This is a genomic window from Streptomyces xiamenensis (assembly GCF_000993785.3).
Classification (GTDB): domain Bacteria; phylum Actinomycetota; class Actinomycetes; order Streptomycetales; family Streptomycetaceae; genus Streptomyces; species Streptomyces xiamenensis.
Window position 1 is genome coordinate 457,848 of the sequence record NZ_CP009922.3, and the last position, 24,238, is coordinate 482,085.

At 74.7% G+C, this 24,238-nt stretch carries 16 protein-coding genes and 1 pseudogene; 7 read left to right on the forward strand and 10 right to left on the reverse strand.

Annotated elements, in window-relative coordinates:
* Window positions 1–385 precede the first annotated feature (385 nt).
* Window positions 386–763, forward strand: coding sequence for a hypothetical protein (locus SXIM_RS02015; protein WP_030727247.1), 378 nt, complete (start codon window positions 386–388; stop codon window positions 761–763).
* A 91-nt stretch (window positions 764–854) separates the two neighbouring features.
* Window positions 855–1,241 carry a hypothetical protein gene (locus SXIM_RS02020; protein WP_107073969.1) on the forward strand — a complete coding sequence of 129 codons (387 nt, stop codon included), beginning with the start codon at window positions 855–857 and terminating at the stop codon, window positions 1,239–1,241.
* 12 nt (window positions 1,242–1,253) lie between these two features.
* On the opposite strand, the gene SXIM_RS02025 is transcribed toward SXIM_RS02020, so the two are convergent.
* Together SXIM_RS02025 and SXIM_RS02030 are read right to left on the reverse strand one after the other, a co-directional pair.
* Entirely contained in the window at window positions 1,254–1,769 is a 516-nt protein-coding gene (locus SXIM_RS02025) for a GNAT family N-acetyltransferase (RefSeq protein ID WP_030727253.1), read from the reverse strand.
* 234 nt (window positions 1,770–2,003) lie between these two features.
* Window positions 2,004–3,164: a glycerophosphodiester phosphodiesterase family protein gene (locus SXIM_RS02030; RefSeq protein ID WP_046722762.1), complete on the reverse strand. Its 1,161-nt coding sequence runs from the start codon at window positions 3,162–3,164 to the stop codon at window positions 2,004–2,006.
* A 203-nt stretch (window positions 3,165–3,367) separates the two neighbouring features.
* Between SXIM_RS02030 and SXIM_RS02035 the strand changes: the two genes are divergently transcribed.
* A complete protein-coding gene (locus SXIM_RS02035) occupies window positions 3,368–4,048 on the forward strand; it encodes a lysophospholipid acyltransferase family protein (protein WP_030727258.1) in 681 nt (226 codons plus the stop codon).
* A gap of 12 nt (window positions 4,049–4,060) precedes the next feature.
* Here the strand turns inward: SXIM_RS02035 and SXIM_RS02040 are convergent, their stop codons facing one another.
* The 6 genes from SXIM_RS02040 to SXIM_RS02065 form a co-directional block, all read right to left on the reverse strand.
* A complete protein-coding gene (locus SXIM_RS02040) occupies window positions 4,061–5,032 on the reverse strand; it encodes an aldo/keto reductase (protein ID WP_030727261.1) in 972 nt (323 codons plus the stop codon).
* Window positions 5,033–5,037: 5 nt separating this feature from the next.
* Window positions 5,038–6,864 (reverse strand): hypothetical protein, encoded by a 1,827-nt coding sequence (locus tag SXIM_RS02045; protein WP_030727264.1) that lies wholly within the window; start codon window positions 6,862–6,864, stop codon window positions 5,038–5,040.
* Window positions 6,865–6,949: 85 nt separating this feature from the next.
* Window positions 6,950–10,798 carry a vWA domain-containing protein gene (locus SXIM_RS02050; RefSeq protein ID WP_030727267.1) on the reverse strand — a complete coding sequence of 1,283 codons (3,849 nt, stop codon included), beginning with the start codon at window positions 10,796–10,798 and terminating at the stop codon, window positions 6,950–6,952.
* 2 nt (window positions 10,799–10,800) lie between these two features.
* Window positions 10,801–11,991, reverse strand: coding sequence for an ATP-binding protein (locus tag SXIM_RS02055; protein WP_030727270.1), 1,191 nt, complete (start codon window positions 11,989–11,991; stop codon window positions 10,801–10,803).
* Window positions 11,988–17,015 (reverse strand): hypothetical protein, encoded by a 5,028-nt coding sequence (locus SXIM_RS02060; RefSeq protein WP_046722764.1) that lies wholly within the window; start codon window positions 17,013–17,015, stop codon window positions 11,988–11,990. The genes SXIM_RS02055 and SXIM_RS02060 overlap by 4 nt, the downstream gene beginning before the upstream one ends.
* Window positions 17,012–17,863, reverse strand: a complete 852-nt coding sequence (locus SXIM_RS02065) for a DUF4132 domain-containing protein (RefSeq protein WP_046722765.1) — start codon at window positions 17,861–17,863, stop codon at window positions 17,012–17,014. The genes SXIM_RS02060 and SXIM_RS02065 overlap by 4 nt, the downstream gene beginning before the upstream one ends.
* Window positions 17,864–18,019: 156 nt before the next feature.
* Between SXIM_RS02065 and SXIM_RS02070 the strand changes: the two genes are divergently transcribed.
* A complete protein-coding gene (locus SXIM_RS02070; protein ID WP_046722769.1) occupies window positions 18,020–19,021 on the forward strand; it encodes a Gfo/Idh/MocA family protein in 1,002 nt (333 codons plus the stop codon).
* Between the two features lie 62 nt (window positions 19,022–19,083).
* Here SXIM_RS02070 and argH read toward each other — a convergent pair whose 3' ends face one another.
* Entirely contained in the window at window positions 19,084–20,517 is a 1,434-nt protein-coding gene (argH, locus tag SXIM_RS02075) for an argininosuccinate lyase (RefSeq protein ID WP_030727281.1), read from the reverse strand.
* Window positions 20,514–20,675 (reverse strand): annotated as a pseudogene (locus SXIM_RS27225) (argininosuccinate synthase); the annotation flags it as partial. The gene argH and the pseudogene SXIM_RS27225, both read right to left, overlap by 4 nt.
* A gap of 119 nt (window positions 20,676–20,794) precedes the next feature.
* On the opposite strand from SXIM_RS27225, the gene SXIM_RS02080 reads away from it, so the two are divergent.
* The 3 genes from SXIM_RS02080 to SXIM_RS02090 all read left to right on the forward strand — a co-directional run bounded on the left by SXIM_RS02080 (window position 20,795) and on the right by SXIM_RS02090 (window position 24,226).
* A complete protein-coding gene (locus SXIM_RS02080) occupies window positions 20,795–21,403 on the forward strand; it encodes a pyridoxamine 5'-phosphate oxidase family protein (RefSeq protein ID WP_030727283.1) in 609 nt (202 codons plus the stop codon).
* 355 nt (window positions 21,404–21,758) lie between these two features.
* Entirely contained in the window at window positions 21,759–22,802 is a 1,044-nt protein-coding gene (locus SXIM_RS02085; RefSeq protein ID WP_030727285.1) for a polyprenyl synthetase family protein, read from the forward strand.
* Window positions 22,803–23,233: 431 nt separating this feature from the next.
* The gene (locus tag SXIM_RS02090; protein ID WP_107073970.1) at window positions 23,234–24,226 is read left to right on the forward strand and encodes an aldo/keto reductase; all 993 of its coding nucleotides are present in this window, start codon (window positions 23,234–23,236) and stop codon (window positions 24,224–24,226) included.
* Window positions 24,227–24,238 lie beyond the last annotated feature (12 nt).

Here is a 24,238-nt window from a genome sequence, read left to right on the forward strand (position 1 = left end):
CGAGACGGCTCGTGCGGGGGCCCTCAGCGGTCACACATTCGGCCCCGACAACGAGCACCGGGCAGGGGGACTGCCTCGGTCGTCACGGCACGCATGCTCGTCGCGGTCATGCCGACCAGTAAAACAGAACGGCTGTGGCGCGTTCCTTCCCCTGGACCACCTTGTCCGCATGCTGGACAGCGCGTCCGGCTGGCGGGCACCTGGCCCGTGTGCGCCGGAACCCCCCTTGACCTGCGCGGATACCGAGCCGGACCGGGTACGTATCGAGTGCGGGGCGGGACGTGCACAAGGGACCACTGTGGTCAACGCCACGGCCTGCGGCCCCGGGCCCGGGAGGGTCAGGGGTGGTTCGGGGCGGGTCGGGACCGCGCAGTAGAGTCGGCCCATGCTCACCCCCCTGACCGTCGCGGTCGCCGTGGCCGCGCTGCTGCTGGCCGCCTGGTGCGGGTACGCCGCGCTGCGGGACCAGCCCGTCAAGGACTGGCACTACCTGGGCATGGGCGTGGTGCTGCTGCTCACGATCGTGCAGCTGGCGATAGGGGTCCTCCAGCTGTCCGGCGGCGAACGCCCCTCGGGCGACAGCACGGTGGTCTTCGCCTCGTACCTGGTCGCGGTGCCCCTGTGTCTGCCGGTGGTCGCCATGGTCTCGCTGGGCGAACGGACCCGGTGGGGCTCGGCGACGGTGGCGGCGGGCGCCCTGGTGCTGGCCGTGCTCCAGCTGCGCCTGGACGACGTGTGGGCGGGAGGTGTGAGCGTTGGCTGAGCGCGAGATCCCCGGCGCCGCACCGCCGCGGGCCCCGGAGCCGGACGGGCCGCAGGACGCCGGACGGGCACCGGAGGCCGCGCCGCGCGGACTGCGGCACGGGCCGGGCCGGCTGCTGGTCACGCTGTACGGGATCTTCACCGTGGGCGCGGCCTCGCGCTCCGTCTACCAGCTGTCCACCCGCTTCGACGAGGCCCCGCTGGCGTACACGCTGTCCGCCGTCGCCGCGCTCGTCTACGCCTTCATCACGGTGGCGCTGGTGCGCGGCGGGGAAGGTGCCCGGCGCCTCGCCCTGGTGTGCTGCGCCGCCGAGCTGGCCGGGGTCCTCGTGGTGGGCACCTGGACGCTGGTGGACGCCTCCGCCTTCCCGGACGCGACCGTGTGGTCGGACTACGGCCGCGGCTATCTCTTCCTGCCGCTCGTGCTGCCGGTGACCGGGCTGCTGTGGCTGCGCCGGTCCCGGCAGCGCGAGCGCTGACTGCCGCCGGGATCAGGCGCTGGCGGCCAGGGTCCGCGGCAGCGGCTGCTGCGCCCGGATCTTCTCCAGGGTGATCACGTTCAGCTTCGGCGAGACGTGCTCGGTGGCCACCGGCGCGTAGCCGAGCCGGCGGTACAGCCGCAGGTTGCCCTCGCCGCGCTGGCCCGAGTGCAGCCGGTAGCGGGCGGCGTCGGCCTCGGCGGCCAGCCGGTGTTCGATCCGGTCGAGCAGCCGGCCGCCGAGCCCGTGGCGCTGCATCCGGGGGTGCACGATCAGCCGGCCGATGGAGGCGGTGCCGTCCGCGTCGACGGTGCCGCGTACCGAGCCGACGACCTCGGTGCCCAGCCGGGCGACCAGGACCAGGCCGGCCAGCATCTCGGCGCGCAGTTCGCCCGCCGTCTGGGTCAGCGCGTCGATCTGGTAGTCCCCGGCCAGCTCGGCTTCCGCCTGATAGCACAGGTACTGGAGTTTGAGGATCTGTTCGGCGTCCTGCTCGGCCGCCTTGTCGATCGTGACGCTCATGCCCATGTGCTCACGTCTCCCCAACGAGGTGATGGGCCGGGGCACGTGAAGGAGGGTGTGCGCCGCCGGCCGGTGAATGCCCTGACGGCACCCGCCGGTTGACCGGACCGGGCGCCCCCTGCATTGTGCGGGCAACCGGCGCGCCTGGGGAGGGTGCACGCGACAACCGACTTGTGAGATGTACGACTGGGCCCCGGCGCATGAGCCGGCGCCCGGGGGGAGAGGGGGGACGCGCCGGGGTCAGCGCCGGTCGGCGGTGACCAGCAGCATGGTGTCGGGGTGGTCGGTGTGGATACCGTCGATGCCCTGGTCGAGGTAGGCGCGGATGGCGCCGAAGGCGTCGCCGTAGCGGTTCTCGCGCTCCCCGGTGCGGAACTCGGCGGGCAGGAAGACGTTCTCGTTGCGCAGGGTGTAGCCGTGCACGCTCAGGCCCCGGTCGTGGGCGTCGCCGATCAGGGTGGTGGGAGCGGCCAGCGTGTCGTCGTCACGGCGCGGGATGACCAGGTCGAGGGTGGGGCCGATGATATGGGCGTAGCCGGCGATCTCCCGCAGCCCGTCCGGGGTGATCAGGTCGGCGACGGTGCGCGGGTCGCCGGCCCGCTGGAGGTCGTGGGGGCGCTCGGTGGGTCCGGCGAGCAGCAGGGTGCGGCGGGTCTCGGTCCGCTCGGCCATCCGGCGCAGGCTGTCGGCCTCGAAGCTCTGGAGCAGGACGGGGGATCCGGCCCGGTGCAGTTGGTGGCGGTGCAGCAGCCGGGTGAGCGGCTCCTCCAGGTCAAGGCCCAGGGAGCGGAAGTGGGTGGGGTGTTTCAGTTCCAGGCACAGCCAGACGGGCCGGCCGCGCTCCCGGCCCCGGTCCGCGGCCCACTCCAGGACCTCCTGGAGGGTGGGGACGCTCCAGCGGCCGTTGTAGAGGGTGTTGTTCGGGCGGCGGGCGGGGAGCCGTTCGACCGAGCCGAGAGTGGTGAGCTCGGCGGCCGTGAAGTCCTCGGTGAACCAGCCCGTCAGCCGTTCGCCGTCCACCGTTCTCGTGGTTTCCCGGTCGGCGAATTCGGGCCGGGCCGCGACGTCGGTGGTGCCGGAGATCTCGTTCTCGTGACGGCACACCAGCTGGTGGTCGCGGGTGGGCACCAGATCGATCTCGATGACGTCGGCACCGAGGTCGAGGGCCAGCTGGTAGGAGCCGAGGGTGTGTTCCGGCCGGTAGCCGCTGGCTCCGCGATGGGCGATGACGGTGGGTGTGGGCGGGTCTCCGGAGCCCGCCGCGGGTGACCGGGCGGCGCGGGCGCCGACGGCGCCCAGCAGGGCGGTGGCCCCGGCACCGGCCACCGTCGCGCCCAGCAGGGTGCGCCGGGTCAGCCGCCTGCCGTCGGGCCCGGGACCTGCTTCCTGGTCTGCCGCCATGCTGCCTCCGTGGTCCACGCGTCACGGCGATGGTAGGGAGCGGGAAGCGCCCGGACGGGGATCTTCGGGTGCAGACATGACAAAGGCACATCAAAAATGCGTGTCCGCTGCGTGAACCCCGTGCGCCGCGAGCCCGCACACGCGAGTATCGTCCTTGAGCTGTGTGCTTCCCGCGCGCTGGCAACCACCGACCGGAGGGAACCTTGTCCCGTTTCACTCTGCTGAGGGCGCTGTTCGGCCCCCTGCTGAAGCTCTTCTTCCGACCCAGGGTCGAGGGCCTGGAGAACATCCCCGGCGAGGGCCCGGTCGTGCTCGCGGGCAATCATCTGACGTTCATCGACTCGGTGATCCTGCCGCTCATCTCCAAGCGGCAGGTGCACTTCATCGGCAAGGACGAGTACGTCACCGGCCGTTCCCTCAAGGGGCGGATCATGGCGTGGTTCTTCACGGGGGTCGGCATGATCCCGGTGGCCAGGGACGGCGGTCACGGCGGGGTCGCGGCCCTGATGACCGGCCTGCGGGTGCTGGAGCAGGGCAAGGTCTTCGGGATCTACCCCGAGGGCACCCGCTCCCCCGACGGCCGGCTGTACCGGGGGCGCACCGGCATCGCCCGGCTGACGCTGATGTCCGGCGCGCCGGTGGTGCCGTTCGCGATGATCGGCACCGACCGGGTGCAGCCGGGCGGCAAGGGGCTGCCTCGTGTCGGGCGCGGGCGGCGGATCACCGTACGGTTCGGTGAACCGCTGGACTTCTCCCGGTACGAGGGCATGGACCGCGACCGCTACGTCCTGCGGGCCGTCACCGACGAGGTGATGACCGAGGTCATGCGGCTGTCCGGGCAGGAGTACGTGGACATGTACGCCACCAAGGCGCGGGCCGCCTGACCTCCGGTCCCCTCAGCTCCAGGGCAGCGCGGAGCGCTTCGCCCAGTACCGCGCGGCGGGCTCGGCCAGTTCCGTGAGCCGGGCCAGCTCCCGCGGGTCGAGCCGCAGCCGGGCGGCGGCCAGATTCCCCGTCAGCTGGGGCACGGTGGCCGCCCCCGAGAGCACGATCCCCACCCACGGCCGGTGCAGTACGGCGGCGATCGCCACGGCGTCCGGCCCGGTGCCGTGCTCCCGGGCCATCTCCCGCAGCGCGGGCGGGGCCGCCTCACCGGCGAGCCGGCCGTTGGCCATGGCCTCCTTGACGATGACGGTCAGCCCGGCCGCGTGCGCCTCGGCCAGCGCATCGCCCGCCGAGGGCTCCAGCACATTGAACGTGGACTGCACCGTGCGGAACAGCGGCCCGTTCTCGTACCGCAGTTCCAGTGCCGCGCGGATCGCCTCCGCCTGGGCCGGGCCACTGGTGGACAGGCCGACATCGAGCCCGGCGGCGCGCAGTGCGGCCAGCCGCTCCAGGACGGCAGGGTCGCGCAGCGCCGGGCTGTCCGGGGTCACGGAGTGGATCTGGTACAGGTCCAGCCGGTCGCCGAGCAGCGCGGTGCTCTCCGCGTACTGCCGGTCGAAGGTGGCGGCGCTGTGGTCCTTCACCTCGTGGGTGGCGGCGTCGGTGCGCCACTCGGCCGTATACGTGTAGCCCCACTTGCTGCCCACGACGACATCGCGCACGCCGGGGCGGTCGGCCAGCCAGCCGGCGAGGAACTCCTCGGCCCGGCCGTAGGAGCGTGCCGCGTCCAGGTAGCGCACCCCGGCGGCGTGGGCGGCGTCGAGCAGTTGATGGCTGCGCTCGCGCAGCGCGCCGACGGTGCGTTCGGCGGGCAGATCACCGGCCCGCCCCAGGTTGATGTAGCCGGGGCGGCCGACGGCGGCCAGGCCCAGGCCGATCCGGGCGGCCGGGGTCGCGTCGGGGCTGAAACGGGAGAACGCCATGGGTCTCACGCTACCGGTGCGGCCCGCGGTGCGGCCCAGGCGGCGGCACACAGCGCGTGCGCGGCGCGGTCCCCGTAGTGGGCGGCGGCCAGCCAGGCGAGGGCGAACCGTTCGGCGTCCGCGGGCCGCAGCCGGCCGAAGACGTCACGGGTACGGTCGGCGGCCGCCCGGTGCAGTGCGGTGAGGAGTTCGGCGGCGGTGGACAGACCGGCGTGCCGCAGGCGCTGACGGTCCGTCTCGGTGCTGCCGGGCAGGGCGACGGCGGACCGGCCGGCGGCGAGCGCGGCCTGGACGCGGCGGTGCAGCAGATGCAGGGGCGCGGGGGCCGCCTCCCGCAGGTCGGCGGGCGGGGCGGGGGTGGCGCCGGCACCGGGCAGGTCGGCGCGGCGCAGCCGGTCGTAACCGAGATCGACCGGTCCGCACGGGCCCTCGCCCGCGGCGGCCCCGGGGACGGGGCCGGCCGCGAGCAGCCGCAGCCGGGGGTGGTCGGCGGGGACCAGCCGGGCGATGACGCGCAGGCGCAGCCCGGGGGCGGCCGCCAGCAGCCGCAGGTTGTCCCGGTGGGCCAGGCCGCGGTGTTCGTCCCCGGGGGCGATGCGGACGGTCAGCCCGGCGCAGTCGGCCGCCAGGACATCGGGGGCGCCCGTCTCGCGCACCGGGCCGAGCACGGTGAGGTCGGTGAAGACCAGACCGGCGGCGGAGGTGGGGTCGGGGTCATCGAGGGCGCGGGTGATCTGGTCGGGGAGCGGCACCTCCCACAGGGCGGCGACGGGTTCGGCGTGCCAGGGGGCGCCTTCGGCCCGCACGGCGCGTACGCCCCGGCCGGCGCCCAGCCTGCCGTCCGGGGAGACGGTGGCGCCGGAGACGACGAGTCCGCCCCGGGCCAGCTCGCGGTGGGTGCAGGAGGCGTCACCGAGCCGCACGGTGTAGCCGGCCGCGTCCGCCGCGCGGCGGGCGCCGCCGGGGGCCACGTCGGTGAGGGCGAACAACTGCCCGTCCGTTCCCAGGACCCAGGTGACCACCCCGGCGTGGCCGCTGCGGGCGAGCACCGGCTCGCAGCACAGGCCGTACAGCCGCAGGGAACCGCCGGGCGTGTAGGGGCGGCGGGCGGTACCGCGCAGGGCGGCGAGGGAGGTGCCGGAGGGCGCGGCCGGGCGGCGCAGGGCATGACAGACCATCAGCAGCTCGCGGACGGTGGCGGTCAGCTCGGCGAGCCGGTGGCCGGGGTCGGCGGCGCGGGCGGCGCGCAGGCCGTTGACGGTGGCGATCGCGAGGGTGGCGGGGCGGTGCAGGCCGGTGAGGCGGGCGGTGTGCGCGGCGTGCAGCAGTTCGGCCTGGACGAGCGCTCCGGCCCCCTCGATCCCGGCCTCCAGCGCGGCGGCCCCGGCCCGCCACAGGGCAGTGGCGGCGGCGCGCTGGTCCGGGTCGGGGACCGCCGGCTCCGCGTCGCCCGGGGCCGGCCCGGCCGGGGCGGGCTGCGCGGCAGGAGCGGCGGGGGCCTCCGGGGCTTCTCCCGGGGGGACCGGCTCGGCCACCGGAGCGGCGGTGGCGACGGCGGCCCGGTGCACACAGTCGGGGGCCAGCAGACAGCCGCAGCGGATGGCGTCGGTGGCGGCGACGGTGCCGGTGGGGGCGTGGAGTTCGAGCGTGGTGTCGTCGTCGACGGCGATGCGCACGGTATTCCCCTCCCGTGTTCTGGGACGGGCGGCGAGCTTCGCGGCGGCGGCGTCGAGCCGCTTGCGCAACCGTGGGCTGAGGGTGTGCGCCAGCTGGGCGGTGACCTCGGGGGCGACGGGTGGCAGCGCGATGTCGGCGAGGGCGGGATCGGTCATCACGGGTCTCCGGCGAGGACGGGAAGGGAGCGGGGGCAGGGGACGGCGGCAGGGTGGCCGGGGGCCGGGCGGGCGGTGGTCCGGGTCACCGGATCTTCTCCCCCACCCAGCGGGCGAGTTCCAGCGGACTGACGGCGGCGATGGGCATCCCGGCCGCGACCAGCTGCCCCGCCGTGCCCGTGCTGTAGCGGGGGCGCCCGGTGTCGTCCAGGCTGGCGCAGCCCAGCAGATGGCAGCCGGAGTCCACCAGCGCGCGCACCTCGGCGAGCAGCCCGCCCAGGGGGTAGCCCTCCTCGAAGTCGCTGACCACCACGACCAGGGTGCGGGACGGCACGGTGACCAGACTCCTGGCGTGCCGCAGTCCCGCGGCGATGTGGGTGCCGCCGCCGATCCGTACTTCGAGGAGCAGGCCGAGCGGGTCGTGCACCTGGTCGGTGAAGTCGATGACCTCGGTGGAGAAGGCCAGGAAGTGGGTGCTCAGCGCGGGCACCCCGGCCAGGATGGACGCGGTGAGCGCGGACCAGACGGTGGACGCCTCCATGGAGCCGGAGACATCGGTGACCAGGATCAGCCGCCAGTCGGCGGAGCGCCGGGCGCGGCTGCGGAAGACCGGGCGCTCCGGCACGAGCTGGACCCGGCCGCCGGGGCCGCGGTGTGCGGTGCCGAGGTTGGCGCGTACGGTCCTGGCCAGGTCGAGCCCGCCGCCGGGGCGCCGGCTCGGCCGGGGCAGGGCGGTCCCGGTGAGGGCCGGACGCAGCTGGGTGGCCAGTTGCCGGGTCAGCTCCTCGACCAGCTTCCGGACCAGGGGCCGCAGGGCGGCCAGCCGGGCCTCGGGGAGGCCGCCCGCGTGCCGCAGTACGGTGCGCAGCAGGTCCACGGAGGGCCGGGCCCGGTCGGGGTCGAGCGCGAACACGGCGTCCGCACGCCCGGCCGCGACGGCGGCGGCCAGGACCTCCTCGCGGACGCCGGGGCCGAACAGGGCGGCGAGTTCACCGGCCCACTCGCGCACCCCCGGGTAGGCGGCCTCGCGTCCGCCGCCGGTGCCGTGACCGCCGACCAGATCGCCGCCCGCGCCTTCGCCGCGGCCCGCCCCGTACAGCTCGTCCAGTGCGGTGGCCGCCGCCCGCGCCCGCGCGGGCAGGCGTTCGGCCTCCCGCCCCAGCACGAGGCGCCAGCGGTCGTGCGGAAGGATCGCCCGCTCGCCCATTGGGCAACCGGCGGCCCTCGTGCCGGCGGCGGCTGCTGTCCGGTCCGTGGCCGCGCCGGGCTGGGATGCTCCGCTTCCGGCGGCGACCGCGATCGGGCCCCCACCCGGGCCACCGGCGTCACACGGGGCCGTGTCGCCGTTCCCCGTGAGCGGGGACGGGCCCGCGAACGCCCCGGAGTGGTCGCCGGTGGCCGTCGCGGCACCGGCCATGGCAGCCCCGTGGACAGCGGGACCGTCCGGGCCGGTGCCCCGCTCCCCCGCTCCCGCCGGTGTACCGGTGCCGGTCGTGGCTCCCGTCGCCGTGCCGTCCCGGGCACCGGCCGTGGCGGCCCGCTGCGCGGGCGCTCGCGGGGCGGGGACCGCGGCCGGCGTGGCGACGGTCGCGGGTGGCAGCAGGTCCAGGACGGCCAGTGCCGCACGGGCGGCCAGGTCGGCGGCCGTCCAGCGGGCCAGGGCGGTGGGGTCGGTGTCGGGCAGTGTGGCGAGTGGGCCGCCGAGTTCGTCCTCCACGGCCGCCAGCAGCCGGTCCCGGGCGGCCGGGCTGAGGGTGTCGAAGCCGCCGCGCAGGGCCGGGAGGCGCTCCAGGAAAGGCTGGTCGGGCAGTTCGACCACCCGCTCCAGCAGCGGCGTGAGTGCCTGCGGCGCGGTCTCCAGCAGCGGGCCCGCCGCCGTCAGCAGGCCCGTCAGCCGTGCGGTGAGTGCCGCCCGGCCCTCTGGGGTCGTCGCGGTGTCCACCCAGGACGCCACCCGCTCCCCCAGGTCACCCGGCCGCTGCTGCCCCAGGAGCACCCGCACCGCGTGCGCCGCCCCGGACATGAGCGGCGAGCCGTCCCGGGCCAGCCGGGCGAGCGCGTCGGTGAGCCGCAGTCCGCCGGACGCGTCCGCGCGGTGGGCCAGTTCCAGCAAGGCGCGGGCGTCGGCCGGGTCCTCGGAACCGGTCAGGCCGTCCAGCTGGCGCACCGCCGCCCCGGTCAGCAGTTCCACGGTCGCTGCGGTGGATGCGGCCCCGTCGTCCGGAGCGGCCAGCCGGTCCAGCAGGGTGAGCGCGGCCAGCAGTTCGGGCAGGGTGCCGGAGGCGGGGACGATCCCGGCGGTCTCGGCGAGCCGTTCCGCCGTCAGGGCGCTCAGGTCGCACGCGGCGGCCTCCTCGAGACCGGCGATCACCTGGGCTGCGGTCGGGCCGCCCGCCGCCAGCTCGGTACGGTGCCGGGCCCGCAGGGTGCCCTCGGCGGCCTGGGCGGGGGTGACCCCGCGGATCCCGGCGGCGACCAGCATCGCCGCGGTGGCCGGGGTCCAGGCCACGTGCCAGCGGGTGGTGACGGCCTCGGCGCCGCCCGCCCCGCTGACCTCGCGCTCGGTCGCGTACGGGATGCCGCACACCGTGAGCCGGCGCAGCAGCAGTTCGCGGCGCCGGTCGCGCGCCGAGCGGCGCGGATCCAGGCGCAGTTCGCGCTCGGCCCGGCCGCCGGCACCGTCGGGCCCCGGCAGTCCGAGGTCGGCGAGCTCGCGTTCCACGGCCGGGCCGAGGCCACCGCGTGGGGCGTCCGGGGTGGGCCGTCCCGTGCGGTCACCGACCAGGACGTGTTCCAGTGCGCGGGAGACCGCCCGGCCGCGCCCCAGGGGCTCGCCCTGGGCGAGGGTGCTCTGGACGGCCTCGAGGAGTTCGCCGCGCCCCGCCGCCGGCAGTCCGCGCAGCCGGGCGAGGTCGGTGGCCAGCCGGATGATCTCCGTGGCGTCCGCCGGCCCGCTGGGATGGTCCTGGGCGCGCAGCCGGGCGCAGATCCGCACGGCGGTGCGAGTGAGGGCCTCGGCCAGCTCCTGCGGGTCGCCGCCCGCCGCCAGCACCTGGTGCTGCCATTCGGGGTCGCGGATACCGGCGGGGTAGCCGGAGCGTTCGTCCAGCAGGGCGTAGGTGTACGGGATGAGGGAGACGGTCCACGGCGGTGCGGCGGCGGCTGTCGGTGACGGGCCCGGATCGGGCTCCGGCTCGGGGGCCCGTACGGCGGTGGCGGTGAGGGCGGGTGCGTGGAAGGCGCCGATCACGGCCGCCACCCGGTGCCCCGCCTCCGCGGCCCCGGCCAGCCCGGACCGCATCCACCGTTCCCTGTGCAGGTCGAGCGGGTCGACCCCGGCGCCGTCCTCGGCGTCCCGGCGCAGCGCCCAGCCGGCCAGCAGCGCCGCGCGGCGCACTGCCTCGGGGCTCGATCCGGGGGCGCCGACCTCGACCAGCCGGTCCCACAGGTCGTCGCTGTCGCGCCCGGTGAGCCGGGCCCGCATGGCGTGTTCGAGTCCGGGGCGGCCGGTGCCGGTGCGGCGCGGGTGCCGCCAGGCGGGGTCGCTCAGCGGCAGGTCGGCGGCGACGGCGGGGACGCCCCGGCGGGCGGCCCAGCGCAGGGCCACCAGCTCGGGCGAGAAATCGGCGAAGGGGTAGAACGCGGGGCCGGTGATGCCGGTGCCGTCCGCGGGGTGCGGGGGCACGGCGGCCAGGGCCACCGGCGCGTGGGTCCGCGGGTCGGCGAGCCAGGGCAGCCAGTCCTGGAGGTCGGCCGGGAGTTCGACGTGCAGCACGTCGGGTTCGGCCGCGTCCAGCAGGGCGGGCAGCGCCGTCGCCAGCGACGGCGCGTGGTGCCGTACGCCGACCAGCAGGGCACCGGCCGGGTCGGTCAGCTCGGCGAGGACGTCCCGGGCCCGGGCGGCGTCCGGGCCGCCGTCCGTCGTGCGGGTCATGCTCAGTCCTCCAGTACGGCGCGCAGGTCCCACAGGGTGCGCCAGGTGGTGGCGCCCGCCTCGGCGCGCCGCCGCACCGCGCCGTCCCAGTAGCCGAGCAGCCGGGCGGCGTCGGCGGGGTCGTCCTTGCGGACGACGCCCAGCAGATGGCCGGGGAGCAGCCGCAACGGGTCGCGGTCGGCGGGGAAGTAGGCGGCGGCCAGGCCCAGGGCGGTGGCCACGGACACGGCTTCGGCGGTGCTCATCACGGTGGACGGGCGTTCCACCTCCCAGCCCTCGGCCGTGCGGCCGCCGCGCAGTTCGCGGAAGGCGGTGACCAGGACTTCGAGGACCGCGTCGTCGACGCCGTAGCGGGCGCCGGTGCGTTCGACGGCGGCCCGGGACTTGCGGCGGACCAGTTCGGTCTCGGTGTCGAGGTCGGAGATGGGGCCGATGGTCTCGAAGTTGAAGCGCCGTTTGAGGGCGGCGGACATCTCCGAGACACCCTTGTCGCGCAGGTTGGCGGTGGCGATGAGGGTGAAGCCGGGGGCGGCGTGGAGTTGGGCGTCCGGTCCGCCGGCGAGTTCGGGTACGGCGACGCGCCGTTCGGACAGCAGGGAGACCAGGGCGTCCTGCACCTCGGGCAGGCAGCGGGTGATCTCCTCGACGCGGGCCACCGCGCCGGTGGTCATGGCGCTGAGGACCGGTGAGGGCACCAGGGCGGAGCGGCTGGGGCCCTGGGCCAGCAGCAGGGCGTAGTTCCAGCCGTACTTGAGCTGGTCCTCGGTGGTGCCCGCCGTGCCCTGGACGGTCAGCGCGCTGGTGCCGCAGACGGCGGCGGCCAGCAGCTCGGAGAGCAGGGACTTGGCGGTACCCGGTTCGCCGACCAGCAGCAGCCCGCGTTCGCCCGCGAGGGTGATGACGCAGCGTTCGACGAGGGCGCGCTCCCCGACGAACTTCTGCTCGATGACCAGCCGGCGCGGCAGCCCTTCCGGGACATCGGCGGCGTCGGCCGGCAGGGTGAGCGACTGCCCGGCGCTGCCCATCACGAAGGTGACCGCGGCCTGCGGGGTGAGCCGCCAGCCGGGCGGGCGCGGGCCGGTGTCGTGCGCGGCCAGGAAGGCGAGTTCGGTGGCGTACCGGTCCTCCGGCGGGACGATCTGCCGCTGTTCGGCGGCGGGGCCCGTAGGGGTGGCGGTGGTGGCGCTGGTCATCGGCGGCCCTTCCTGGTGGCACGGGTGGTGAGTTCCTCGAAGGCGGGCGCGTCGCCCCCGGTGGCACGGGCCCAGGCGCTGCGGAACAGCGCGGGCACCGGGCCCATCGGCAGCGGCAGGTCCCGGGCGGAGCCCGTGTACAGGCTCTGCTTCCAGATCTCCATGGGCAGTTGGGGAGCGTCGTGCGGCTGCCAGCCGCCGGGCAGGAACAGGGTGCGTCCGGCGCGCGCCCGCTTGGCCTCGACCACGAGTGCGGTGGCGGCCAGTTCGGCGCGGGCCCGCTTGTTCCGCGCGGGCTTCCAGCCGCTCCAGCGGGTGAGGTGACGGTCAGTGGGGTCGGGCAGGGCCAGCAGCTGGAGGTAGAGCGCGGCGGCGTCCCGGCTCAGTGCGTGGGCGGCGGCCACCTCGGTGACGAGGTCGGGGACGCTGAACTCGGGGTCCTGGGCGTACCCGGGTGCCTGTCCCGCTCCGTGACCGGCGGCGACGGCCGCGGCCACCCCGTCGCCCAGGAGGGTCTGCACGGCCCACAGCGGGCTGTACGCGGCGGAGCCACTGAGCCCGGTCAGCAGGTCGAGGGCCGGGTCATCCGCTCCCTTGAGCGCGGCCGGGCGCACCAGCACGGTCTCGGTGGAGCCGTAGGAGGGGGCGAGGACGAAGACCTCGCCGACCGCGGTGAGCCCGTCGGCCCCCGCGCCGCCCTCCTTGGGCAGCCCGTACGCCTGGCGCAGCGCCGCGGACAGCTGCTTGCCGTCCGGCAGCCAGCTGTATCCGGCCGAGAGCAGCAGTTCCGGGTCGGTGAGGCGCTGCCGCAGCGCGGTCAGGGCGATGGGCAGCGCGGTGCGCAGCGGGTCGCCGTAGGGCAGGGCGTAGGCGAGGTGCAGCAGCGTCCGGGCAGCACGGGCGAGATCGCCCAGGGTGGGGACGGCGGCGGGGTCCTCGGCCGTCAGCTCGGCGTACGTGCTGTGGTGCCGTTGGTGGGTGACCAGGCGCTGGGTGGTCGTCCTGCTGATCCAGGGGGTGTTCCGGGGGTTGAGCACGGCCAGGGCGGAGCGCGCCTCGTCGGCGCCGAGCCGGGTCATGGCGTCCTCGGAGGGCAGCAGCAGGGTGCCGAGGGCACTGTGCCAGTGCCGTGCGGCGGCTGCTGTGTCGGGGCCGGTCTTCCACAGCTCCGCGAGCTGCTCGGGGAGCAGCGCGCCGACCACCGCGGGGAGATCGCCGTGGGTGCCGAGGGCGGTCAGCAGTTCGCCGGCGATCTTGGCGGTGCCCGCTTTGAGGCCGATGGACGCGGCGGTGGCGGCGTCCGGCTCGGCCGGCAGGGCGGCCAGCAGCAGTGCGGCCCGGGTCGGGCCGATCCCGGTGTCGGCGGCGAACGCGCTGACGGCCTCCGGCTGCCACGGCGCGGGGCCGTGCTCGCGCACCAGCCGGACGAGTTCGGCGGCCCGGTCCGAGGTGAGCCCCGGGTTCAGCGGCCGTTCCTCGCTGTGGGCGAAGCCGGGGACGGCCTCGAAGGCGCCCCGGGGATCGTGGTCCAGCGCGCTCCAGCAGGCGTGGTCCCGCTCGTGGCAGCCCGGCCGGCGGCCGAGGAGGACGACGGTGCGCCCGCCGTGGCGCAGCACCTGTCCGCCGCGCTGCTGGTCACGCTCGTCCGCCCGCAGCACGACGGTACGCAAGGTGCCGGGACCGCCGGTGAGCGGGCCCTCGGCGAAAGCGGACAGCAGCAGCAGCAGCGCTTCGCGTTCGGCGTCCCCGGTGGCCGCGGCGGTGGCGCGGTAGGCGAGGGCCGGCAGAGCGGGCAGCAGCTGGGGCCAGTTGCCCGCTCCGACGGGGACGATGCACGCGTCGGTGGTCCAGCCGCCGGTCAGGGACTCCTTGCGGTGCCGCTTGGGCAGCGGCTTGCCGTCGGCGGGGCGGCCGGCGATGACCTGCTGGACGGCGCGGACCTGCTGGAGCGTCAGCCAGGATCCCTGCGGGTGGTAGCCGCCTCCGAGGCCGGGGCCGAGTCCGGCGACGGCCCGCACGAGGACGTGCTCCTCCCCGTGCCGCGGACGGTAGTCCTCGAACATGGCCAGATCGCGGCGGATCTCGGCGGGCTGTGGAGGCTGGGTGAAGCGCTCCACCGACCGGCCCAGACGTACGGCGCAGGCCACGAGCCCGGCTATGCCGCGGCGCAGCGCGGGATCGGTGACCTGGGGCAGTGCCCGGGCGACCACGGAGCTGAGGGCGCCGGTCCGCTCCCGGCGCAGTTCTTCCTGCTGGGCGGGGGTGAGTGTGGTGCCTGCGCGGGCGGCGCGTTCGGCCAGGTCGCGCTCCTCCAGCGTCGCGGTGAGGTCGCTGACCAGGCGTGCCGCGAGTTCGTCGGTCAGTTTCCGCAGTCCGTGCGAGCCGTGCTCGTCGCGGGCCCGCAGCGCGTGCCAGTGGGCGAGGGGCGGCAGCAGCGGGGTGCCTCCGGCGAAGTCGTCGTTGCGGCGGCCCTTCTGCGCCCTGCCGAGCGCCCCGGTGCTCCGGTCGGCGCCTTCGTCGTACAGGGTGACGCTGTCGCCCTGGGCGGCGATGACCGGCCGGGCGCCGCCGGGCAGCAGCAGCGATCCGACCGGCTGCTCACCGGAGCCGTCGGTGACGCCGGTCAGGGAGGCGGTACGGCCGTCGGTGCCGCCGGCCTGCGCCCGGCCGGTGGCGGCGTCGTACCGGGTCCACCAGCCGAGCAGCGTGCCGTCGGTGCCCAGCGGGGTGTTCTCCAGGCCCGGCGCCATGGGCAGCAGGGTGGAGTGCTGCTGGTTCAGCTCGCCCGGCCCCTCGGTGGCGTCCGCCAGGAAGGCGGGCAGGGAGCTGCGTCCGCCCTCACCGCTGACCGGGTCGTACTCGGTCCACACCGCACGGCTGCGGAAGGACAGGCGCCAGTGGCCGGTGCCGTCGCTCATCACGAAGCGTTCGGCCGGCAGCCGGGTGTCGCCGGCGCGCAGGGTGCCGGCCCCGGTGGCGGTGCCGCCGCCGGGCAGCGGCAGTGAGGTGGGGGACGGGGCACTCCGCCAGCTGCCGCCCGGGGTGCCGGTGGGGGTGAAGATCTCGGCGGGGCGGGCGGACCAGTAGGCGCGGGGCCTGCCGTCGTGCCGCCACTGAACGAGCAGTTCGCCGTCGACGTACCGGAACTGCGGCTTGTACCAGCTGTCGAGGCGGTCGGGGATGCGCAGTTCGTGGTCGAGCAGGATCTCGTCGGGGCCCACCACCAGGGCCCGCTCGGGGTTGGCCAGGATCAGTGCCGGCCAGGAGGACTCGTCCATGACGAACCAGCCGTTCTTGCCGGTGGAGCGGCCGGTGGCCTCCAGGCGGCTCATCGCCTCCTCCAGGGCGGGCCAGCCGAGTTCGTCGATGATGCCGGCGCGCAGGGTGTGGGCGAGCACGGGCGGCAGCGGGTGGGCGGCGACCCGGGCCACCGCCCGCGGGTTCACCTCGGCGGCGACCGGGCGGAAGGGGAGCAGCGCGCTCAGCACGGACTCGGCGGCGGGCAGTCCTGGGGCGCGGGTGAAGTCCTCGGCGCGGGAGGCCAGCCAGTCGTGGAGCACCCCGCGCAGGACGGGATGGGCGGCGACGGTGGCCAGCCGCAGGTCCGCCCCGCGGCCGTGGCCGACGCCGCCGACCGCCTGGGACAGCAGCGGGGCGAAGCGCGCGTCGGCGGCGACGGCGGCCAGGTCGCGGCGGATGTCGGCGGGGAGTCCGAGCCACTGCTCCAGGTCGCGGCCCCATCCGGAGCCGGCGTCGGGGCCTGCGACCGGGATGCCGCATTCCAGGGCGGTGTCCAGCAGTTCCAGGTCGGTCCGCCCGTAGCGGCCGGCACCGGCGATCGTCACCGGCCGGCCGGCCGAGCGCAGCCGCCCCGCCATCCGCGCGACCAGCTCGTAGGTGGCGGCCGACCGGCCGGTGCGCTGCCAGCCGGCGTGCAGGTGCGTGGCCCAGCGCGAGAGCCAGTCGGCGGCGTCCACGCCGGGCCCGGCGCCGTCCTCGTCGACCGTGGTCAGCAGGTCCTGGGCGCCGGCGTCGGCGAGCAGGCTCAGCCACAGGGTGTCGGCGGCCTCGTCGTTCGCCGTGGCGGGGATGAACTCCAGCAGCCGGCGCCGGATCGCCGGCTCGTCCTGGGCGAGCGAGGCGATCGCCTCCCGGTAGGCCTGCCAGAAGGACAGGGGGGCGCGGACCACGGCCGGGGAGGCCAGCAGCTCGGTGAGCAGGGCCCGTTCCTCCTGCCGCGCGTCGAGTCCGGCGGCGCGGACGAGGGAGCGGGCGTCCTGCGGGAGCGAGGCGTACGGGGGCAGTCCGGCGGCGCAGCGCTCGACCGTGAGCTGCCGGAACTGGGCCCAGGCGGCTTCGGGGGACAGCCGGGCGGTGAGGTCCTTCAGATGTTCCTTGAGCGCCTTGACGGTGAGGGCGCCCGCGAAGGCGAACTCCAGGAAGACGGCGCGCTGCCGTGCTTCGTCGACGTCCAGGGAGTGCACCCGTTCGGCGGCGCGGGCCTTGCCGAAGAAGGCGGCGGCGTACTGGCTGTTGTCCTGGGCGAGGAAGACCCGGGCGGCCTGCTCGTAGAAAGTGGGCAGGAAGTGCGGCGCGGAGCGGTCCAGCCGGGTGCCGAGTTCGTCGAAGCCCTCCTTGGCGGCCCCTGCGCGGGTGGCCGCCATGGCGGCGAGCCGTTCGATGTCCTGGACCAGGGCCAGTGCGTGGTGGCCGTTGGCGGGGTCGTTGACCAGGGCCCAGGCGGGGAAGCCCAGCGTCTCCCGGCGCACCTGGCCGATGGTGCGGGGCTCCCCCTCGCGGGTGAGGCCGAGGAAGTCGAGCGCCAGGTCCTCCGCCTCACCGAGGGTGCCGGGGACGAGCCGGACGACGGTACGGCCGGGCAGCAGCGGGTGCCGGTAGTCGCGGGCGGTCAGGGTGTCGGTGTCGTCGCCGGTCAGGCTGCCGGGGGGCAGGATGGCGCCCGCCTCCAGCAGGGCCGCGGGCCGCGGCCCGTTCGTGGTGGTGGTGGTGCCGGTGCCGCTCATGCCCGCTCCTCGCTGCTCTTGATGTCCCGGCCGGCGTAGAGATCCGCGGCCATGCGCATGCCTTCCGACCAGGCGACCGGTCCGACCTCGCCCAGGGTCAGCGCGGACCCCTCGGCGGTGGTCCAGCTCAGCGGGCCGGTCTCCGCCTCGTCGTAGCCGGCGTCGCCCAGCCACACCCGGGCCTCGACGGTGCCCCCGTCCTCGAAGACGGGGCAGACCGCCTGGCCGCCGCGCACCCGGTAGCCGTGCGACACGGCGCGGCCGGCCAGGAAGCGGAAGCGCTGGTAGACGCCGCCGGCGTAGGTGTCCACGGAGTGCGCCGTCGGGTCCTCGACGGTCCGCCGGAACACTTCGCGGTGCAGCTGTCCCACGCCCTGCCGCAGGTCGAGTTCGGTGGCGAAGTCCCGCAGTTCGCCGAGGTCCTCCAACAGGACCGGGTGCGGGACACGGATCTGCTCGGGGGTGATGCGGACGCTGTCGCCGTCCAGGTCGACCAGGCCCAGGCCGCGTACGGGGTCGGCGTCCCTGAGGTAACCGGCCACCACGCCGCCGCTGTCGGTGATGACGAGGTCGCGCAGCGCCGCCCGCCAGGCCGTGTCCGGCCACAGCTCCACGAGGGCGGCGGTGGGCACGGGCAGGGAGCGGATCATCCAGCGCTCGACCGTGGCCACGCACTCGCGCTGGTGGCGTTCCAGCCACTCCGTGAGCTGCCGCAGCCCGATCACCGCCGGATCGTCCGCGATCTTCGCGGGGACGGTCTTCAGCTGCCGTCCCTTCGCGTTGCGGCAGATGACCTTGCCGCCGTCGTCGAGCGCCACCTCATAGGCGCCCGCGCTGATCCACCCCATCACCATCTCCCCTGTGGTTGCCCGAGGGCAGCGTCCGGCCGCCCGGATCGGGCCCGGATCTCCCGGCACGGCCGCGCCGTGCCTACGATGATCGAACTGTAGGGGGAGCCACTGACAACGCCGGCCGGGCCGGCGGGCAGCACGGAGGAGGGCCAGATGAACGAGGTCACGCAGGGTCCGAAATCCCCCATCCGGTGGGGGATTGTGGCGACCGGCTCGATCGCCGCCGCGGTCACCGCGGACATCATGGCGATGCCGGACGCCGAGGTGGTGGCGGTCGGTTCGCGCACCCAGGAGTCGGCGCGAAGATTCGCGGAGCGTTTCTCCCTGCCGCGCGCGTACGGCAGTTGGCGGGAACTGGCGGAGGATCCGCAGGTGGATGTCGTGTACGTGGCGACTCCGCACAGTGCGCACCACGCGGCGGTGCGTACCGCCCTGCTGGCCGGGAAGCCGGTGCTGTGCGAGAAGCCGTTCACGCTGAACGCGGCCGAGGCGGGCGAGTTGGTGGCGCTGGCCAGGGAGCGCGGGGTCTTCCTGATGGAGGCCATGTGGATGTACTGCAATCCGGCGATCCGCCGGATCACCGAGCTGGTGCGGGACGGCGCGATCGGTGAGATCCGCTCCGTGAACGCCGAGTTCGGGCTGGCCGGGCCGATACCGCCGGAGCACCGGCTGCGCGACCCGGCGCTCGGCGGCGGGGCGCTGCTGGATCTGGGGGTGTATCCGGTGTCCTTCGCCCAGCTGTTGCTGGGTGAGCCGGAGCATGTCACAGCGTGGGCGCACATGAGCGGCGGAGTGGACGAGAACACCGGACTGCTGCTCGGCTATGAGAGCGGGGCGGTGGCGGCGCTGACCTGTTCGCTGGTCGCGGGCACCGCGAACCGGGCGTCGGTCACCGGTTCGGCCGGTCGCATCGACCTGCCCGGCGGGTTCTTCTTCCCCGACCGGTTCACGCTGCACCGTGAGGGTGCCGAGCCGCAGGAGTTCACGGACCTGGGCCCGCACCAGACGTACGCGCACCAGGCGGCCGAGGTGATGCGGGCGCTGCGGGCGGGCGAGAGCGAGTCCCCGCTGGTGCCGCTGGAGGGCACCCTGGCGGTGATGCGGACCCTGGACGCGGCCCGCGAGCGCATCGGGCTGCGCTTCCCCGGCGAGTGACCGGGCACGGCGGGCCGGGCCGGGGCACTGACCCGCCCCGACCCGCCGGCTCCCGGCGGACATCAGACGACGGCGGGACCGCTCCACTCCCGCTGCACCGTCAGATCCGCCTTGGCCTCGGCCAGTTGTACGGCGACGGCGGACGGTGCCGTGCCACCCCGCGCGTCGCGCGCGGCGAGCGCGCCCGGCACGTTGAGAACGGTGCGCACCTGCGGCGTCAGCCGCGGCGAGATCTTCGCGAACTGTTCGTCGGTCAGCTCGTCGAGCTCGATGCCGGCCGCCTCGCAGACCTTGACGCACTCGCCCGCGCTCTCGTGCGCCTCCCGGAACGGCACTCCCTGCTTGACCAGCCACTCGGCGATGTCGGTGGCCAGGGAGAACCCGGCCGGGGCCAGCTCCTCCATCCGCTCGCGGTGGACGGTGAGGGTGGCCAGCATGCCGGTGAAGGCCGGCAGCAGGATCTCCAGCTGGTCGCAGGAGTCGAAGACCGGCTCCTTGTCCTCCTGGAGGTCCCGGTTGTACGCGAGCGGCAGCGCCTTGAGGGTCGCCAGCAGCCCGGTGAGATTGCCGATCAGCCGGCCGGACTTGCCGCGCGCCAGCTCGGCGATGTCCGGGTTCTTCTTCTGCGGCATGATCGAGGAGCCGGTGGAGAACGCGTCGTGGAGCGTGACGAAGGAGAACTCCTTCGTGTTCCAGATGATGATCTCCTCGGCGATCCGCGACAGGTCGACGCCGATCATCGCGGTGATGAAGGCGAACTCGGCGACGAAGTCCCGGGAGGCGGTGCCGTCGATCGAGTTGGCGACGGAGCCGCCCTCGAAGCCGAGGTCGGCGGCCACCGCCTGCGGGTCGAGCCCCAGCGAGGAACCGGCCAGCGCGCCCGAGCCGTAGGGCGAGACCGCGGTGCGCTCGTCCCACTGGCGCAGCCGCTGCGCGTCGCGCGACAGGGCCTGGAAGTGGGCGAGCACGTGGTGCGCGAAGAGCACCGGCTGGGCGTGCTGGAGGTGGGTCCGCCCGGGCATGGCGACCTCGGGGTGGGCCTCGGCGAGGCCCACCAGGGCCTCCTGGAGGTCGGCGATCAGCGCGCCGATGATCCGGGCGTGGTCGCGCAGGTACATCCGGAAGAGGGTGGCGACCTGGTCGTTGCGGGACCGGCCGGCCCGCAGCTTGCCCCCGAGGTCGGGGCCCAGCCGCTCCAGCAGGCCGCGCTCCAGGGCGGTGTGCACGTCCTCGTCGGCGATGGTCCCGGTGAAGGAGCCGTCGGCGACATCGGCGGCCAGCCGGTCGAGCCCGGCCAGCATGCGCTCCAGCTCGTCGTCGGTGAGCAGCCCGGCACGGTGCAGGACCCGGGCGTGGGCGCGTGATCCGGCGATGTCGTAGGGCGCGAGCCGCCAGTCGAAGTGCACGGAGGCGCTGAGCTTCTCCAGCGCGGCGGCGGGGCCGTCGGCGAACCGGCCGCCCCAGAGCTTGACGTCGTTCGGTGCGGTGTGGGTCACGGTGTCAGGTCCCGTCGTGCGGCGATCATTCCGGACGTGCCGAAGATCTCGGTGAATCCCTGGGACATCGACGGGTGGGGCATGTCGCCGGTGTCGCAGGTGGCCAGGTCGAAGTCGTCCAGCGATGGGGTGGACCTGCGGCCGGTGACCACGACGCGCTCGGTCACGGGTCCCTCCCCAGGATGCATACGCTGTTCCGAATAAGTATGCATCCTGGCGCATGGCCCGTCAAAAAACTCCCTGCCGGCTTCCCGGGGCCGTGGAGCAGACTGAGCCCATGGGAAAGACATACGACCGGATAGCCGGACGGCTGCGGACCTTCATCGAGGAACAGCCGATCTTTTTCACCGCCAGCGCCCCGCTCTCCGGCGCCGGAACCGTCAACCTCTCGCCCAAGGGTCTGCGCGGCTCCCTCGCCGTCATCGACGAGCACACCCTCGCCTATCTCGACTTCGCCGGCAGCAACGCGGAGACGGTGGCCCACCTCCGCGAGAACGGCCGCATCACCCTGATGTGGTGTGCCTTCCAGGGGCCGCCCACCATCGTCCGCGTGCACGGCCGCGGGGAGCCGGTCTTCCGGGACGACCCGCGCTGGCCGGAGCTGATGACCCATTTCACCACCATCGACCCGGACGCGCACGGCCACCGGGCGATCATCGTGGTGACCGCCGAACGCATCCGCGACTCCTGCGGCTACGCGGTGCCGTTCATGAGCTACGACAGCGAGCGGCCGCTGCACGCCTCCCGCTTCGCCCGGGAGACGGACGAAAGCCTGGACGCCTACTTCCGCAAGAAGGACCACATCGCCCGGAGCATCGACGGGCTCCCGGGCCTGCCCCTCCCTCTGCCGCCCACTCCGCCCCGGGGCGACCGCGCGGCGGACTGAATCCACGCCCCGCCGGGCGGGGACTGCGAGGCCCACGAGGCGGCAACCCCCACGGGGGAAGCAGGCGCAGCGTGTTCGAAATGAGGGGCGCGCGACAGAATCCGGAGATCAGGGTACCGACGGCAGACGGAACAGCCGGACCGCGAGCACGGAGCACCCAGGTCAGCGGCGCGGTGGTGGTCCAAGCCGGCGCACTGGAGCGCGCCCGGCGTGAAGCCGATCCGGAACGCGCCGTTCCGCCCTGTCCGAAAAGCGGTCAAGCTGACAACGCCACGCGTCATCGCCGTACGGCTGCCCGCCGACCGGCGGCGCCGTCCCCGGTCATCCGTCAGCCGAGGAATTGGAGACTCCGTCCATGACCCCCGTCCCCGATCTGGCGTCAGGGCAGCACACCGCCAAGGACACCCTCACCCGTACCCGCGAACTCCTGGACCCGGCGCTGCGGTCCTGGACACAGCGGCTGCCCGCGCCCGTGGCCCGGGTCGCGTCCTATCACTTCGGCTGGGTGGACAGCGCCGGCCGGCCCGAGAACGCCCCCCAGGGCAAGGCACTGCGCCCGGCCCTGGTACTGACCTGCGCCGAAGCGGTCGGCGGCACCGCCGACTCCGCCCTGCTGCCCGCCGTCGCGGTGGAACTGGTGCACAACTTCTCGCTGCTCCACGACGACATCCTCGACGGAGACACGACGCGCAGACACCGGGCCACCGCCTGGACGGTGTTCGGCTCCTCCGCCGCACTGCTGGCGGGCGACGCCCTGCTGATCCACGCCGGCCGGGTGCTGTGCGACGGGCCGCCGCAGCCGCACACGGTGACCGGCATCCGCTGGCTGAGCGAGGCCACCACCCGGCTGATCGAGGGCGAGCAGACCGACATCGGGTTCGAGGAACGCTCGCACGTGACCCTCGCCGAGTGCCTGGACATGACCGAGCAGAAGACCGCCGCGCTGCTGGCCGTCTCCTGTGCGCTGGGCGCGCTGTGGGGCGGTGGCAGCCTCGAACAGGCCGACCTGCTGCACCGGTTCGGCACCCATCTGGGAATGGCCTTCCAGCTGACGGACGATCTGCTGGGCATCTGGGGTGACCCGGCCGTCACCGGCAAGCCGGCCGGCGCCGATCTGATCAGCCGCAAGAAGTCGCTGCCGGTGGTCGCCGCACTCGATTCCGGTACCCCGGCGGGGCAGCGGCTGGCCGCCCTGTACACCGATCCGGAGGCCGAGCCGAGCGAGGTCGCCGAGCTGAGCCGTCTGGTGGAGGAGGCGGGGGGCCGGGCCTGGGCGGAGCGCACCGCACGCGAGGAACTGGCCAGGGCCCTGGCGGCGCTGCGCTCGGCGCGTCCGGCGCCGGAGGCGGCCGAGCGCCTCACCGCGCTGGCCGAACTCGCCACCCAACGCGACCGCTGACGGCGGCCCCCGGCGCACGCGGCCGGACCGTCCCCGGGGCGGTCCGGCCGCGACTGCGGGTCCTACCCTCCGTTCACCTGCGAGCCCGCCCGACCGGACGCCGGTGAGGCGCGGGCCTCACGAAGGTTCGACGAAGGAGGCCGGTGACGTGAGTCAGAGGCTTTCCGTCCGGTGATCGGGCATCAGCTGCCCGGTCCGAAGCCGGTGCCATCGTCGGTCGGTCACGGGCGGCGGCTGGTGTTGGAGGGTCGTGACGACCGGCGAGCGAGGGGGCAGGCTTGGACGCTGTGGCCGCCGATGTGCTGGAGTGTGCCGAGGGGTACTCGATTCTGGAGGGGTTCCGCTGTTCAGGGGACCTTTGCGGCTCGGTACGGGATCGTCCCGGGCGACATCGATGGCCCGGCCAGGTGACCGAAGCGGTGGAGTGGGAGTTGAAGCAGGTGGAGCAGCGAGTCCTCGGCAGAAGCGAGCAGCGGGTGTCGGCTGTCGGGCTGGGCACCTGGCAACTGGGGGCCGACTGGGGGCAGGTGGAGGAGAAGGCCGCTCTCTCGGTGCTGGAGGCGGCGGTGGAGGCCGGGGTGACGTTCTTCGACACGGCGGATGTGTACGGGGACGGGCGCAGCGAGCGGGTCATCGGACGGTTCCTGCGCGAACGCCCCGACGCCGGGGTGGTGGTCGCCACGAAGATGGGACGCAGGGTCGCGCTGGACCCCGATCTCTACACCCTCGACCACTTCCGGGCCTGGACCGACCGCTCACGCCGGAATCTGGGAGTGGAACGGCTGGATCTGATCCAGCTGCACTGCCCGCCCACCCCTGTCTATTCCTCGGACGCGGTCTTCGACGCGCTGGACACCCTGGTCGAGGAGGAACGGATCTCGGCGTACGGGGTGAGTGTCGAGACCTGCGCGGAGGCGCTGACGGCCATCGCCCGGCCGGGTACGGCGAGTGTGCAGATCATCTTCAACCCGCTGCGGCTCAAGCCGCTCGAGGACGTGCTGCCCGCCGCCACCGCGGCGGGCGTGGGCATCATCGCGCGCGTGCCGCTGGCCAGCGGTCTGCTGTCCGGGAAGTACACCAGGGACACGGTCTTCTCCGACGACGACCACCGCACGTTCAACCGCCGTGGTGAGGCGTTCGACCAGGGCGAGACGTTCTCGGGGATCGAGTACGCCAAGGGTGTCGAGGCCGCGGCGGAGTTCTCGGCGCTGGCCGCCGAAGGAGCGACACCGGCCCAGACGGCACTGCGATGGATCATCCAGCAGCCGGGCGTGACCTCCGTCATCCCGGGTGCGCGCAGCCCCCAGCAGGCGCGCCTGAACGCACAGGCCGCCTCACTCGACCCCCTGCCGGACGAGACGCTCAAAGCCGTCGGCGAGCTCTACGACCGCTGGGCCCGTGCGGATATCCACCACCGCTGGTAAGCCCTCCGGAGT